Source organism: Roseateles sp., assembly GCF_047654805.1.
Lineage (GTDB): Bacteria > Pseudomonadota > Gammaproteobacteria > Burkholderiales > Burkholderiaceae_C > Pelomonas.
Map to the genome: position 1 here is coordinate 5,335,921 of NZ_JASGIV010000001.1, position 13,173 is coordinate 5,349,093.

The 13,173-nt window shown below is 69.3% G+C and carries 15 protein-coding genes; 9 read left to right on the forward strand and 6 right to left on the reverse strand.

Translation table 11 applies throughout. The annotated features are described in order from the left end of the window. Position 1: 1 nt before the first annotated feature. Entirely contained in the window at positions 2-841 is an 840-nt protein-coding gene (gene panC, locus QM732_RS24115) for a pantoate--beta-alanine ligase (RefSeq protein ID WP_415658627.1), read from the forward strand. On the opposite strand, the gene QM732_RS24120 is transcribed toward panC, so the two are convergent. Next, positions 834-1,658 carry an FKBP-type peptidyl-prolyl cis-trans isomerase gene (locus QM732_RS24120; RefSeq protein WP_415658628.1) on the reverse strand — a complete coding sequence of 275 codons (825 nt, stop codon included), beginning with the start codon at positions 1,656-1,658 and terminating at the stop codon, positions 834-836. The genes panC and QM732_RS24120 overlap by 8 nt on opposite strands. A gap of 138 nt (positions 1,659-1,796) precedes the next feature. Here QM732_RS24120 and QM732_RS24125 point away from each other — a divergent pair, with 138 nt between their 5' ends. The 6 genes from QM732_RS24125 to QM732_RS24150 all read left to right on the forward strand — a co-directional run bounded on the left by QM732_RS24125 (position 1,797) and on the right by QM732_RS24150 (position 6,754). Further along, a complete protein-coding gene (locus QM732_RS24125; protein WP_415658629.1) occupies positions 1,797-2,501 on the forward strand; it encodes a peptidylprolyl isomerase in 705 nt (234 codons plus the stop codon). 121 nt (positions 2,502-2,622) lie between these two features. Continuing rightward, positions 2,623-3,519, forward strand: coding sequence for an alpha/beta fold hydrolase (locus QM732_RS24130; RefSeq protein ID WP_415658630.1), 897 nt, complete (start codon positions 2,623-2,625; stop codon positions 3,517-3,519). A 20-nt stretch (positions 3,520-3,539) separates the two neighbouring features. Continuing rightward, positions 3,540-4,580: a sensor histidine kinase gene (locus tag QM732_RS24135; protein ID WP_415658631.1), complete on the forward strand. Its 1,041-nt coding sequence runs from the start codon at positions 3,540-3,542 to the stop codon at positions 4,578-4,580. Further along, positions 4,577-5,293, forward strand: coding sequence for a LytR/AlgR family response regulator transcription factor (locus tag QM732_RS24140; RefSeq protein ID WP_415658632.1), 717 nt, complete (start codon positions 4,577-4,579; stop codon positions 5,291-5,293). Before QM732_RS24135 ends, QM732_RS24140 begins: the two co-directional genes overlap by 4 nt. A gap of 13 nt (positions 5,294-5,306) precedes the next feature. Further along, entirely contained in the window at positions 5,307-6,440 is a 1,134-nt protein-coding gene (locus QM732_RS24145) for a 6-phosphofructokinase (RefSeq protein ID WP_415658633.1), read from the forward strand. A 125-nt stretch (positions 6,441-6,565) separates the two neighbouring features. Next, complete coding sequence (locus tag QM732_RS24150) at positions 6,566-6,754, forward strand: hypothetical protein (RefSeq protein WP_415658634.1); 189 nt, start codon at positions 6,566-6,568, stop codon at positions 6,752-6,754. A gap of 40 nt (positions 6,755-6,794) precedes the next feature. On the opposite strand, the gene recG is transcribed toward QM732_RS24150, so the two are convergent. From recG to QM732_RS24170, 4 genes are all read right to left on the reverse strand, one after another. Then, positions 6,795-8,846, reverse strand: coding sequence for an ATP-dependent DNA helicase RecG (gene recG / locus QM732_RS24155; RefSeq protein ID WP_415658635.1), 2,052 nt, complete (start codon positions 8,844-8,846; stop codon positions 6,795-6,797). 61 nt (positions 8,847-8,907) lie between these two features. Beyond that, positions 8,908-9,612 carry a substrate-binding periplasmic protein gene (locus QM732_RS24160; RefSeq protein ID WP_415658636.1) on the reverse strand — a complete coding sequence of 235 codons (705 nt, stop codon included), beginning with the start codon at positions 9,610-9,612 and terminating at the stop codon, positions 8,908-8,910. Positions 9,613-9,750: 138 nt separating this feature from the next. After that, complete coding sequence (locus QM732_RS24165) at positions 9,751-10,119, reverse strand: hypothetical protein (protein WP_415658637.1); 369 nt, start codon at positions 10,117-10,119, stop codon at positions 9,751-9,753. A 27-nt stretch (positions 10,120-10,146) separates the two neighbouring features. Then, positions 10,147-10,509, reverse strand: coding sequence for a TraR/DksA family transcriptional regulator (locus QM732_RS24170; protein ID WP_415658638.1), 363 nt, complete (start codon positions 10,507-10,509; stop codon positions 10,147-10,149). Between the two features lie 120 nt (positions 10,510-10,629). Between QM732_RS24170 and queA the strand changes: the two genes are divergently transcribed. After that, a complete protein-coding gene (gene queA, locus QM732_RS24175) occupies positions 10,630-11,694 on the forward strand; it encodes a tRNA preQ1(34) S-adenosylmethionine ribosyltransferase-isomerase QueA (protein ID WP_415658639.1) in 1,065 nt (354 codons plus the stop codon). Here the strand turns inward: queA and QM732_RS24180 are convergent. Next, complete coding sequence (locus QM732_RS24180) at positions 11,646-12,251, reverse strand: IMPACT family protein (RefSeq protein ID WP_415658640.1); 606 nt, start codon at positions 12,249-12,251, stop codon at positions 11,646-11,648. The two genes, queA and QM732_RS24180, sit on opposite strands and share 49 nt — an antisense overlap. A gap of 135 nt (positions 12,252-12,386) precedes the next feature. Here QM732_RS24180 and QM732_RS24185 point away from each other — a divergent pair, with 135 nt between their 5' ends. After that, positions 12,387-13,142 (forward strand): DUF2306 domain-containing protein, encoded by a 756-nt coding sequence (locus tag QM732_RS24185; protein ID WP_415658641.1) that lies wholly within the window; start codon positions 12,387-12,389, stop codon positions 13,140-13,142. Positions 13,143-13,173: the final 31 nt, after the last annotated feature.

Below are 13,173 nucleotides of genomic sequence, written 5' to 3' on the forward strand. Positions count from 1 at the left end.
CATGCGGGTCATCCACACCATAGCCGAGCTGCGCGACGCACTCGCCATCCATCGCCAGCGCGGCTTCGTGCCGACCATGGGCAATCTGCACGACGGGCACCTGGCGCTCGTGAAACAGGCTCGCGAGCTGGTTGGCCCGGCGGCGGGCGCGGTCGTCGCAAGCATCTTCGTGAACCGGCTGCAGTTCGCGCCCCACGAGGACTTCGACACCTATCCGCGTACGCTGCAGCGCGACTGCGAGCTGCTCGAAGGCGCTGGCTGTGACATCGTCTTCGCGCCCAGCGAGAAGGAGCTGTATCCGGAGCCCCAGGGCTACAAGGTGCTCCCGCCGGCCGAGCTGGCGGATATCCTTGAGGGCCACTTCCGCCCGGGCTTCTTTACCGGCGTCTGCACAGTCGTGCACAAGCTTTTCAACATCGTGCAGCCCACGCTGGCGGTGTTCGGCAAGAAGGACTACCAGCAGCTGATGGTGTTGCGCCGCATGACGGCGCAGATGGCCCTGCCCATCGTCATCCATGGTGGTGAGACGCGCCGCAGCGAGAAGGGCCTGGCCCTGTCGTCGCGTAACGGTTACCTGAGCGAGGCCGAGAAGACGGAGGCGCTGCGCCTGTCAGGCACGCTGAAGGCCCTGATCGCCCGCTGGCAGGCTGGTGAGCGCGACCTTGTGGCCATGGAGGCGGATGCCATGCAGGCCTTGCGCGACGCTGGCTGGGCACCGGACTACGTGACGCTGCGCCGCCAGCACGACCTCGGGCCAGCCGTCGACGGCCAGCCGCTGGTCGCACTTGGTGCCGCGCGGTTGGGGACCACGCGGCTCATCGACAACCTCGAGGTCAGTTGACGGCGGTCAGCTGGACGTCGAACACCAGCACTGCGCCGCCAGGGATCTTGCCGCTGCCGTCGCCGCCGTTGCCGTAACCCAGGCTGGCCGGGATGGTGATGGTGCGCTTGCCACCCTGCTTCATGCCGGAGATACCCTGATCAAAGCCTGCGATGACGCTGCCTGCGCCAAGCTTGAACGTGTACCCGGCCGTGTTGTTCTCGATCTGCAGGCCCTTGGTGCTGGCGATGCGTGCGTCGTAGAGCCAGAGGGTATAGGTGACCGTCACGTTCTTGCCGGCATCGGCGGATGCGCCGGCCCCGGCGACGGTGTCCTGGGTTTTCAGGGCGGTCACGCCGGTCCAGCCGTTCGGGTCCATCACGATGTCGAACACGAGCGCCGCGTTGGCCGGCACGGAGGGGGCCTTGCCCGCACTGCCATAGGCCATGCTGGCTGGCATGGTGACGGTGCGCTTGCCACCTGGCTTCATGCCGACGACGCCCTGTTCGAACCCACTGATGAGGGCGTTGCTACCCACAACGAAAGACAGCGGCGCTGCGTCGACGTTACTGTCGATCTTGGTGCCCTTCGTATCGGCGACACGGGCATCGTAGATCCAGCCCGTGTAGGCCACGGAGGCCAGTTTGCCGGTCTCGATCGCGGTGCCGGTGCCGACGACCGTGTCCGTCGTCTTCAGCGCCGTCACGCCACTCCAGCCGTTGGGGTCCTGATTGACGGGCGTGCCCGCATCGCCGCCGCCACCGCCGCAGGCGGCGAGACCGAGGCTGGCGCTCAGGGCGAGCAGGAGGGCGGAACGGCGGCTGAGTGCAAAAGACATGGGGTGACAACAGGGGGTGGAAGTAGACGACAGCGGTAGGCTGGCGGCGCGGACTATAGCCACCGCAGGTAATTGCTTGTAAGCAGAGTCAACAGAACATGGCGTCAGGCGTTGAGCCGGCATTCCACGGAGACCGACATGCGCCTGCCCCTTCGTCTTGCCAGCCTCGTCCTTGCCCTCGGCGCGACAGCGCTGCTCAGTGCTTGCGGGGGCGGTGTCGAAGTCGAGATCGGCGGCGGTGGTGGCGGTGGTGGTGGTACGCAGTACCCGCGCCCCAATCCCAATCCGAATCCCCCGACCCTGTCCTGCAGCGCTGCCGGCCTGGCCGCGTCCACCGCGAGTGCCTGGCCCACGGTCTGCATGCTGACCAGCAGCGGCGAGATGGTCGTCGAGCTCTACGACACGTACGCGCCGCAGACGGTGACCAACTTCTACAAGTACGTCGCTGCGGGTTTCTATTCGAACACGTTGATCCACCGCGTCGACCGCGACTTCGTCATCCAGGGCGGCGGCTACACCAGCGGCATGGTGTCCAAGCAGCCGCTGTATGCGCCCATCAAGCTGGAGAGCAACAACGGCCTGTCCAATCTGCGCGGCACGATCGCGATGGCGCGCCGCAGCGACCCTGACTCGGCCACCAGCCAGTTCTTCTTCAACGTGCTGGACAACACCAGCCTCGACTATCAGAGCGCCGCCAACCCAGGCTATGCGGTCTTCGGCCGGATCATCTCGGGCCTGAACACGCTGGACGCGATCAACGTCGTGCCGACCTACACCTACAGCCCGACCGACATCCAGCCGCGCACCGAGGTGCTGGTCTACTGGGCACAGCGGCTGAAGTAGGCCGCCATCGGCCCTGCCTGCCAGCCATTCATCCGCGCGGCCCGCCGTTCGTCATCGGGCCGCTGGCGCCGCACGCGGGCCGCTGCAACATGCCTCCGTCAAAACGTAGATGGAGATCCGCATGTCAGTCCGCAAGCGTTCCTGGGGCGGCCTCTTCGCCGCCGCCGTGGCCATCGCGACGGCGCTCGGCGCTAGCAACGGCCAAGCTGCACCCGCCGAGTTCCGCGACCTGCGCGTTGACGTCGTGGGCCAGGGGCGACCTGTCCTCATGATCCCGGGCCTGAACAGCGCTGCCGCCACCTGGAAGCAGACCTGCGCCGCGCTACAACCCGGCGTGCAATGCCATATGGTGCAGCTGCCCGGCTTCGCCGGTGCACCGGCCGTGGCGACCGAGCACTTCCTGAGCGGCATGCGTGACCGCCTGCTGGCCTACCTCGACGACCGCAAGCTCGACAGTCCCGTCGTCATGGGCCACAGCCTGGGCGGCGCGCTGGCCTTGCAGATGGCGGCCGAGCGGCCCAGCCGCATCGACAGGCTGGTCATCGTCGACTCGCTGCCCTTCCTGGCCGGCCTGCGCGGCATGACGCCCGAGGCTGCCCAGGGTGCTGCGGTGGCGATGCGTCGGCAGATGCTGGGCGCCACGAAGGAACAGTGGGAAACCGGCGCCCGCCAGGGTTCCCTGGGCATGAGCCGCAGCCCCGCCAATAGCGAGCGCGTCTTCGAATGGAGCCTGGCCAGCGACCGGGCCACCTCGGCGCAGGCCATGGCAGAGCTCTGGGGCGAGGACCTGCGTCCACTGCTGCCTCGCATCACCGCTTCCACGCTCGTGCTGGGTGCCTGGGCCGCTTTCGAACCCATGGGCTCGACGCTGGAGAGCACCCGGAAGATCTTCGAGACGCAGTACGCCGGCCTGATCGGCGCGAAGGTCTCGATGAGCGAGCGCGGCTACCACTTCCTCATGTGGGACGATGCAGACTGGCTGGTCGGCGAGGTCAAGGCCTTCATCGCCGGCCGTTGAGCGGGGGGTGAGTGAGGAGCATGACGACGCGCAGACGCCTGGCCGTGCAGGCCTTGCTGTGGAGTGGCTATATGGCCGTCTCGCTCGCCATGGTGGCGAGCTTCCAGCCGGTCAACGGCTCGCTGGTTTTCGTGATGCTGTGCGTCGGCGCCGGGCTCTTCGCGGCCAGCGAGGGTCTGCGCGCGTTGGCACTGTGGCAGCGCTGGCTGGACAGGTCGCCGCGCTCGCTGCTGTTCTGCCTGGTGTTCATGCCGCCCGTGTTCGCCTTCGGCCTGCAGCTGGCCCTGTACGGAGTCAACCGCGCCGGGTTGTGGCTGGGGCTGCTGGAGTTCCCGCCCAACATGCCCCATGGCTGGGCGGTACTGGCGAGCTACACCGTGAACACCACCATCCTGCTGTGGCTGTGGATGGCCGTCTGGGTGGGATTGCAGATGCTCGACCGGTGGCGCCTGGGCGAGATCGCCAAATGGCAGGCCGAGGCTGCCGCCCGCGAGCTGGAGTTGCAGGTGCTGCGCGCCCAGATCAACCCGCACTTCCTGTTCAACGCGCTGAACAACCTGCGCGCTCTCGTCAACGAGGACCCGGCCCGCGCCCGCGAAATGCTTAGCCGCTTGTCCAACACGCTGCGCCACACGTTGCAGCACAGCGCCAAGGAGCGCGTGCCGTTGGCCGACGAACTCGCCGTCGTGCGCGACTACATCGCGCTGGAGCAGTTGCATCACGAGGAACGGCTGCGCGTGGACTGGAGGGTAGACCCCGCCACGGCCGATGCCTGCGTTCCGCCCATGCTGCTGCAGCTGCTGGTTGAGAACGCCATCAAGCACGGCATCGCGCGCACGCCGGGCGGCGGTGTGGTGGACATCGCCATCCGCCGCCACGGCGCCACCGTCAGCGTGGTCGTTGCCAACCCGGGCCGTTGGGCTCCAGGAGCCTCTGAAGGCACGGGTTTGGGCCTGGTCAACCTGCGCGAGCGCCTGGTGCGCGCGGGAGGCGCTGGCGCCGGCTGCCAAGTCACTGAGGCGAACGGGCGCGTGACCGTCGCGATGGATCTGGCCGCATGAGGATCTACATCGTCGAGGACTCGCGTCTGGCCCGGCAGGAGCTACGAACGCTGCTCGCCTCCATCCCAGATGCCGACATCGTCGGCGAAGCCGCCGAACTGGCACCGGCCCGCGAGGCCATCGAGGCGCTGGCTCCTGAGCTGCTGCTGCTTGACGTCGAGCTGCCCGGGGCCACCGGCTTCGACCTGCTGGACCGGCTCGAGCACCTTCCCTTGGTGGTCTTCACGACCGCCTACGACCAGCACGCGCTGGCCGCCTTCGAGCGCAATGCGCTGGACTACCTGCTCAAGCCGATCGACCCCGAACGCCTGGAGGCGGCGCTGACCAAGGCGCGTGAGCGCCTGCGTCCGGCGCCAGTCGCCGCGTCCGCAGGCCTGAAGGGGGCCGACGACATGGTGTTCCTGCGCGACGGCGAACGCTGCTGGTTCGTGCGTCTGGGCGACATCGCCGGCTTCGAGGCCTGCGGCAACTATGCCCAGGCCTGGTTCGACGGCCAGCGCCCGCTGCTCGCGCGCACCCTCACGGGCCTGGAGGAGAAGCTGGACCCGCAGCTCTTCTTCCGCGCCAGCCGCAGCCACCTCATCAACCTGCGCTGGATCCAGGCCATTGCGCCGTCTAGCAGCGACGGCTACCGAGTCACGCTGCGCGATGGCCATCAGGTCGAGGTGTCGCGGCGGCAGGCCAGGCTGCTGCGCGAGAAGCTGGAGCTGTAGCAGACTCGCGGCCATGCCTGCCACCGACGTCCAAGCCCTTCCCACCCTCCGTCGCATCGCCATCACCACTGGCGGCGGCGACGCCCCCGGCCTCAACGCCGTGATCTGCGCCGTCACACGTGCCGCGCTGCAGCGCGGTTGGAGCTGCATAGGCATCCGCGACGGCTACGACGGCCTGCTGCGCCCCGAGCGCTATCGCGCGGGCGATGGGTGCATCGAGCTGACTCGCGAGCGCGTCGAAGGCATCGCGGCCGTAGGAGGCACGCTGCTGGGCTCCACCAACAAGGGCGACCCTTTCGCCTACCCGACATCCCAGGCCAATGGCAGCGTCGCGTTGCTCGACCGCTCGCAGGACTTGCTGGATTCGCTGGCCCGGGAGCGTATCGATGCGTTGGTGGCGGTGGGCGGCGACGGTTCGCTGGCCATCGCTCACCAGCTGGCGCTGCGCGGCCTGCGCGTGGTGGGTGTGCCCAAGACCATAGACAACGACCTCGATCGCACGGTGACGACCTTCGGCTTCGACACCGCCGTGGCCTTCGCCAGCGACTGCATCGAGCGCCTGCACACGACGGCGGCCAGCCACCACCGCGTGCTGGTCGTGGAGGTGATGGGCCGCTACGCGGGCTGGATCGCGCTGCATGCCGGGCTCGCCGGCGGCGCCCACGCCATCCTGCTGCCCGAGCTGCCCTTCGACCTGACAAGCGTCGCCGGCATGGTGGCGAGGCGCGAGGCCCAGGGCCAGGCCTACTCCATCGTCGTCGTCGCCGAGGGCGCCTGCCCGCGCGACGGCGCGCGGGCGCTTACCGCACCGGCCGAGGCCGGCCACGCCGAGCGGCTGGGCGGCATGGGCGAGCAGGTCAGCCAGGCGTTGGCCCGGCTGACAGGCAAGGACACGCGCTGCGTGGTGCTGGGCCATCTGCTGCGGGGCGGCAGCCCGACGGCCTTCGACCGTGTCGCGGCGCTGCGCTTCGGTGCCGCGGCGGTTCGCGAGCTGGCGGCGGGCGCAAGCGGCATCATGGTGGCGCTGGACGGCGGCGATGTCCGCCCCGTGCCGCTGGCCGATGTGGCCGGCCGCATGAAGGCCGTGCCGCTGGACGGCGACACGCTGGCCACCGCCCGTGACCTCGGAATCTGCCTGGGCGACTGAGCGCGGCGCATCCCGCGCGGCTGCAGGCTGGCACCGCCGGCGTGCATCTCGTCGCATGCCGGGCGACGCCGTGCCGCGGCTCGCCTAGGCTGCGGCCTTCCTCCTCTTCAACCTCTGGACCCCGCATGACCCGCATCGCTTCCTTTTCCGCCATCCTGGCCGCCGCCGCCCTGCTCAGCGCCTGCGTCTTTGCGCCGCCCGTCACGACGTCGACCGACGCCAACGCCATCAGCAAGATGAGCGAGCAGGCCCTGGCGACCTGCGGCGCCGGCAACGTCAAGGAAGTGAATGCGAAGAGCTTCAGCTGTAAGTGAAGCCGGCCGGTCGGGCCGCAGTGCCTGGCGGCGGTCGCGCTCAGGCCTTCAGGAACTCCGCCTTCGTCCCGAGCCAGCGAGCCACCTGGCGGCGTGCGGCCTCGGGGTGCTTGTCCAGAAGCTGCGGTGCCAGCGCCCGCGCTGCCACCAGCAACGGGGCGTCCTCCTGCAGGTCGGCAAAGCGCAGCAGCTCGGCACCGCTTTGACGCGAGCCCATGAACTCGCCGGGGCCGCGAATGTCGAGGTCGCGTCGCGCGATCTCGAAGCCGTCTGTCGTCTCGGCCATGGCCTTGAGCCGCGACTTCCCCGTGTCGGACAGCGGCGGGCTGTAGATCAGCACGCACACACTGGCCTTGGCGCCACGTCCCACGCGGCCGCGCAGCTGGTGCAGCTGCGCAAGGCCGAAGCGCTCGGCATGTTCGATGACCATCAGGCTGGCGTTGGGCACATCCACGCCCACCTCGATGACGGTGGTCGCCACCAGCACGCTCATCGTGCCGTCGGAGAACTGCGCCATCACGGCGGCTTTGTCGCTGGGCGACATGCGGCCATGCAGCAAGCCCACATTGACATCGGGCAGCGCCGCACTCAGCTCGGCGTGCGTTTCAGTGGCATTGCGCAGGTCCACGGCTTCGCTTTCCTCCACCAGCGGACAGACCCAGTAGACCTGGGCGCCGTTGCCCACCGCGCCCCGTATCTTGTCGACGACCTCGTCGCGCTTTGACTCCGTGAAGACCTTGGTCACGATGGGGCTGCGGCCAGGAGGCAGCTCGTCGATGGTTGAGACGTCCAGGTCCGCGAAATACGTCATTGCCAGCGTGCGCGGGATAGGCGTCGCGCTCATCATCAGCAGATGAGGCTCGAGGTCCATGGCCTTGAGCTTGTTCCTCAGCGCCAGCCGCTGCGCGACCCCGAAGCGGTGCTGCTCGTCGATGATGGCCAGGCCCAGCCTGGCAAAGCGCACCTTGTCCTCGATGACGGCGTGGGTACCGACGACGAGCTGAGCCTCGCCCGACGCGGCGGCATCCAGCATCTTCTGCCGTGCCTTGCCCTTCACGCTACCGGTGATCCAGGCTACCTTCAGTCCCAGCGGTTCTAGCCAGCCAATGAGCTTGCGGAAATGCTGTTCGGCCAGGATCTCGGTGGGCGCCATCAGCGCGCACTGCCAACCGGCATCGATGGCAACGGCTGCGGCCAGCGCCGCGACGACGGTCTTGCCAGAACCCACGTCGCCCTGCAGCAGCCGGTGCATGGGCTGTGGCCGGGACAGGTCTTGCGCGATCTCCTCGGACACGCGCTGCTGCGCACCGGTCAGATGGAAGGGCAATGCTGCCAGCAGCTTCTCGTGCAGGCCACCCGGCCGGGCGCGCAGTGCCGGCGCCACCAGCAGCGCGCGCTCGCGCTGGGCCTGCAGCTGCGACAGCTGCTGGGCCAGCAGCTCTTCGAACTTGAGGCGCTCCCAGGCCGGGTGGTGGTGCTCATGTAGCGCGTCCTGAGACGCGCTGGGCGGCGGATGATGAAGGTAGTGCAACGCGTCCTTCAGGCTGGGCAGGCCGTGCGGCACGACACCCGCCGGCAGGATCTCGCGCAGGTCGGCGCGTGCCAGGCCGGTGGCCACGGCCTTGCGAAGATAGGCCTGGGGCAGCTGGGCCGAGGCCGGATAGACCGGCGTGAGCGACTGCGCCAGCGGCGTGCCATCGTCTACCACCTTGACGACCGGATGCACCATCTCACGGCCGAAGAAACCGACGCGGGCCTCGCCGCGTACACGCAGCCGGGTCGCCGTCGCCATCTGCTTTTGCTGCGAGGGGTAGAAGTGCAGAAAGCGCAGCAGCAGCGTGCCGGACTCGTCCTTCATGCGCACCAGCAGCTGGCGGCGGCTGCGCAGCTCCACCTGGCAGTCGACGACGACGCCCTCCACCTGCGCCGGCTCGCCCTCGCGCAAGGCGGCGATGCTCGTGAGCCGCGTCTCGTCCTCGTAGCGCATGGGCAGGTGCAGCGCCAGGTCGATGTCGCGCACCAAGCCGAGCTTCTCCATCGCCTTCTGGGGGGCGGACTTCGGCTTGTCCTGGGGCGGGGGCGGCGTGGTCATGGGTGCGATTCTGGCGGCACGCCGACGCGCGGCCCGGGCGTGCCCGCAGCGGTTGCGAAGGTCAGCGGAAGTAGCGTTGTCTCAGGCGCTCGTAACGTCCGTCGCGCCGCACTGCATCCAGCGCAGCCTGCAGCCGACGTACCAGGGTCGGGTCCGTGGCCGGGTGCAGGCCGTACCAGTAGGTGCGGGAAGCATCCTGTTCCAGCACGGGCTGCAGCGTGCCATAGGGCAGCTGCAGCTGGCGCAGGTTCCAGCTGGCGGCCCAGTCCAGCAGGGCCACGTATTCCATGCGACCGGCGAGCAGTTTGCGTACGTTGGTGGCGTCGTCCAGCCCGTGCTCCAGGTGTAGCCCGGGTTTGAGGCCCGAGGCCTGCAGCTGTCGGTCGGCCGCGGAGTCGCGCACCACGCCGATGCGAGCGCTGCCCAGGTCGCCAAGCTGTGCCAGCGACAGGTCCGTGCGACTGGCCAGCTTGTAGAGCAGGATGCGTCGCTGTGCGATCGGCCCCACCCACTGGAACTGCGCCTCGCGCTCGGGCGTGCGAGTCAGCGAGAACAGCACGCTGTTGGGACTGGCCTCGGCTGCCTGCACGGCTCGCAGCCAGGGCAGGACCTGCAGCTCGATCCCGATGCCGGCGGCCGTCGCCATCATCCGCAGCAGCTCGACACTGAAGCCCTGCGGCTCGCCGCCGTCCAGGTAGTTCAGCGGTGGCAGGTTCTCGGTGAGGCCCAGCAGGAAGTCATCGGCCGCAGCGACCGGCAGTCGCATGCCGAGGAGGGTGAGCAGGACAAGGCAGGAACGACGGTTCACGGCGGCAGGTGGAGCGCGCCGAGTCTATGGGCCTGATATGACGGGCCTTCGCAGGCGGATGCCTCGCGTGTGCGATATGCCCGCGCCCGGGCGCGCTCAGCTCGGGGTGGGCACGCCAGCCATGCGGTCGTGGGCGACGAAGAACTGGCGCGCCAGCGCCAGCATCTGGCCCTGGCTCAGCGGCGCGGCCGGCCGATAGTCGGCGATGCGCGGGGCCAGCCTCGGCCGGTGCGCCTCGACGTAGTGGCGGAACTGGCCGATGACGGGGTGCGAACCCGTGACCAGTACCTCGGGCGTGTCCTGAACGGCCTGGCAGACCGCCTCGAAGAGGGCGTGCTCGGCGTGCGCATCATGGCCCGGGGCGCGGCGGTCGTGGGGCTCGATGCGGGCGGCATGCACCTGGTGGGCGTCGAAATGCAGCACCTGGGCATGGTGGTGGTCGAGGTGGACGACGGCGTGGAACATCTGGGGTCTCCTGGGGATGGTGTGGGATCAGCGGGTGGCCTCGGTGGCGGCCTGGCAGTCGACGCAGCGCAACGCCTGGGGCTGGCGCTGCAGGCGATCGAAGGGGATGACGGCGCCGCAGTCGATACAGCGGCCATAGGCGGGCGTCTTCAGGCGCATCAGCGCGTCATCGATGTCCTGCAGCTCGGCCAGCAGCAGCTCGCTGCGGGCCTGATCCAGCTCGCGCTCGGACTCGTGCTCCTGCGGGTCGTCCTCCAGCAGCGTGGCGGCATGCGCCAGACGGTCACTGCCGTCGCGCTGAGCCTGCAGTGCGGCCTGCGCGCGCTGGCGCGCGAGCCGCAGCTCGCTCTCCAGCAGCGCATGTTGTCCGTGTGTGAGGGCAGTGCTCATGGAACCTCCTGCGACCATGCTGGCACCGCGCCGCTGGCGCCGCCTTGAGCTGCATCAAGGTGTGGCGATGGGAGAATCCACTCTCTTTGGCACGGGTCTGTCCGGCCCTCAAGCGCGTCCATGAGCCTTCCCGCCTCGCCGGCCCACACGGTGGCCGACTTCGATTTCGATCTTCCCCCCGAGCTGATCGCCCAGCATCCCGCGGCCGAACGCAGTGCGTCCCGACTGCTGGACGCCACCGGCCGCGAACCCGTGGACCGGGTGTTTCGCGAGCTGCCCGGGCTGCTGTCGCAGGACGACCTGCTGATCTTCAACAACACGCGCGTCATCAAGGCCCGGCTGTACGGTGCGAAGAGCAGCGGCGGTGCGGTGGAGGCGCTGGTCGAACGCGTTCTGCCCGGCACGCAGGAGGTGTGGATGCACCTGCGCGCCAGCAAGAGCCCCAAGCCGGGCAGCCGTGTGCGTTTCGCCGACGCCTTCGGGGCCGAGGTGCTGGGCCGCTGTGGACCGGACAACGGGCTCTTCCACCTGCGCTTCGACGGCGACCCATTCGCGCTTCTGGAGGCGCACGGCCATGTGCCGCTACCGCCCTACATCGCCCATGCCGACAGCGCGGACGACGAGCGCCGCTACCAGACCGTCTTCGCCAAGGAGCCCGGTGCCGTCGCGGCGCCGACGGCGGCCCTGCACTTCGACTCGGCCCTGCTGGCCAGCCTGGCCGAGCGCGGCGTCGAGCGCGCACACGTGACGTTGCACGTCGGCGCCGGCACGTTCCAGCCGGTACGTGTCGAGCAGCTCTCCGAGCACAAGATGCACAGCGAATGGTTCGAGGTGCCGCAGTCCACTGTGGATGCGGTGGCCGCCTGCCGCGCCCGCGGCGGCCGCGTTGTCGCCGTGGGCACGACGACGCTGCGCGCGCTGGAGTCCGCGGCACGCGGTGGCAGTTTGCAAGCTGGTGCCCGCGAGACCGACATCTTCATTACGCCGGGCTTCGAGTTCCGCGTCGTCGACCGTCTCGTCACGAACTTCCACCTGCCAAAAAGCACGTTGATGATGCTTGTCAGCGCGCTGGCAGGCTACGAGCACATCCGGGCGGTCTATGCGCGTGCGATTCGCGAGCGTTACCGCTTCTTCAGCTACGGCGACGCGATGCTGCTTTCACGCGCCCAGGCCACCCGGCCCTGAGCCGCGTCGTCCACGGCAGCAGTGAACGCGGCTCGTGCCGTGACCGGCAGCGCGAAGCGCATGTGCACGCGCGCCTCGTGCCGCACGTCCAGCAGTTGGGCGACGTGCTGTTCGGCCAGCCTGCGCAGACGGCCCTCCAGTTCGTAGGGCAGCTCGCAGCCCAGCTCCGCCAGGGCCACGCGCTCTATCTTCTCGGCCGTCAGCAGCGCCTGGGCGATGCAGTCGGTGTAGGCCCGCACCAGGCCGCCGGCACCCAGCTTGACGCCACCCCAGTAGCGGACGGCGGTGGCCAGAACGCCGTCCAGGCCCTGATGCCGCAGCACGTCCAGCATGGGCCGGCCCGCAGTGCCGCCAGGCTCGCCGTCGTCGTTGGCCGCGGAGTGGCCGCCAGCCAGCAGCGCCCAGCACACGTGCGCGGCGCCCGGGTGCTCGGCGCGCAGCGCGGCCACGCGGGCCAGCGCGGCCGCGCGGTCGGCGCAGGGCTCCACACGGCCTAGGAAGCGGCTCTTCTTGACGATCAGCTCGTGCTGCACGGGCGCAGCCAGGGTGAGGGACATGGCCCGATTGTCCGCCGGACCGTCTGGCGCTGCTGCAGCTGATCCGGCCGTCTCTGCAGTTCGTCGGCCGGCGGGCGACGCCGGGGATACCGCCTTGAAGAATCCGCTCTCCATCGCAACTGCGTCGAGGCTGCCTTGCCCACCCTCACCACACGCCAACCCGCCTCGGTCGCCGCCGGCCTTTGGTTCCTTGTCGCGGCCACCGGGTTGGCCATCTTTGCGAGCTACATCGCCGTCACCTACGGCACTGCTGCGTTGGGCGGGCGGCCCGGCCAGTCCCGGTGGGTGGCGGGCGACGGCCTGGGCAATGCGATGCTGAGCCTGCATCTGCTGCTGGCACTGCTGATGACGGCGGGCGGCGTGTTGCAGCTGGTCCCGGCGCTGCGGCGGCGCCTGCCGGCCATGCACCGCGGTGTGGGGTGCGTGTTCATGGTCGGGGCGCTGGCGGGAAGTGGCAGCGGTTTGTACCTGCTGTGGGTGCGCGGCACCGTGGGGGACATCAGCCAGCACCTGGGCATGACCCTCAACGCCTTGCTCATCATCGGCTTCGCACTGCTGGCCTGGCGGTCGGCGCGGGCGCGGGACATCGTGGCGCATCGGCGCTGGGCGCTGCGCCTGTTCCTGGCGGCCAACGGCGTGTGGTTCTTCCGGTTGGGCCTGATGCTGTGGCTGATGGTGTTCCGCCGGCCCGTCGGATTCGATCCCGCGAGCTTCACCGGACCGTTCCTGACCGTGCTCGCCTTCGCGCAGTTCCTGGTTCCGCTGGCCGTGCTGGAGCTCTACCTGCGCTTGCGCGGCTGGGCCGTGACGGCCGTCCTGGTCCTGGCCTGCATGGCGACGGCGGGAGGCATCCTCGGGGCGACGATGGGTATGTGGCTGCCTCGCCTTTGAGGTCGTGGTGGCCGGCGTCGCCGCGGCCCTG

Excerpts from the sequence above, each read along its gene's own strand:
- panC (WP_415658627.1), top strand. The coding sequence starts at position 2 with ATGCGGGTCATCCACACCATAGCCGAGCTGCGCGACGCACTCGCCATC.
- QM732_RS24120 (WP_415658628.1), bottom strand. The coding sequence starts at position 1,658 with ATGTCTTTTGCACTCAGCCGCCGTTCCGCCCTCCTGCTCGCCCTGAGC.
- QM732_RS24125 (WP_415658629.1), top strand. The coding sequence starts at position 1,797 with ATGCGCCTGCCCCTTCGTCTTGCCAGCCTCGTCCTTGCCCTCGGCGCG.
- QM732_RS24130 (WP_415658630.1), top strand. The coding sequence starts at position 2,623 with ATGTCAGTCCGCAAGCGTTCCTGGGGCGGCCTCTTCGCCGCCGCCGTG.
- QM732_RS24135 (WP_415658631.1), top strand. The coding sequence starts at position 3,540 with ATGACGACGCGCAGACGCCTGGCCGTGCAGGCCTTGCTGTGGAGTGGC.
- QM732_RS24140 (WP_415658632.1), top strand. The coding sequence starts at position 4,577 with ATGAGGATCTACATCGTCGAGGACTCGCGTCTGGCCCGGCAGGAGCTA.
- QM732_RS24145 (WP_415658633.1), top strand. The coding sequence starts at position 5,307 with ATGCCTGCCACCGACGTCCAAGCCCTTCCCACCCTCCGTCGCATCGCC.
- QM732_RS24150 (WP_415658634.1), top strand. The coding sequence starts at position 6,566 with ATGACCCGCATCGCTTCCTTTTCCGCCATCCTGGCCGCCGCCGCCCTG.
- recG (WP_415658635.1), bottom strand. The coding sequence starts at position 8,846 with ATGACCACGCCGCCCCCGCCCCAGGACAAGCCGAAGTCCGCCCCCCAG.
- QM732_RS24160 (WP_415658636.1), bottom strand. The coding sequence starts at position 9,612 with ATGCGACTGCCGGTCGCTGCGGCCGATGACTTCCTGCTGGGCCTCACC.
- QM732_RS24165 (WP_415658637.1), bottom strand. The coding sequence starts at position 10,119 with ATGTTCCACGCCGTCGTCCACCTCGACCACCACCATGCCCAGGTGCTG.
- QM732_RS24170 (WP_415658638.1), bottom strand. The coding sequence starts at position 10,509 with ATGAGCACTGCCCTCACACACGGACAACATGCGCTGCTGGAGAGCGAG.
- queA (WP_415658639.1), top strand. The coding sequence starts at position 10,630 with ATGAGCCTTCCCGCCTCGCCGGCCCACACGGTGGCCGACTTCGATTTC.
- QM732_RS24180 (WP_415658640.1), bottom strand. The coding sequence starts at position 12,251 with ATGTCCCTCACCCTGGCTGCGCCCGTGCAGCACGAGCTGATCGTCAAG.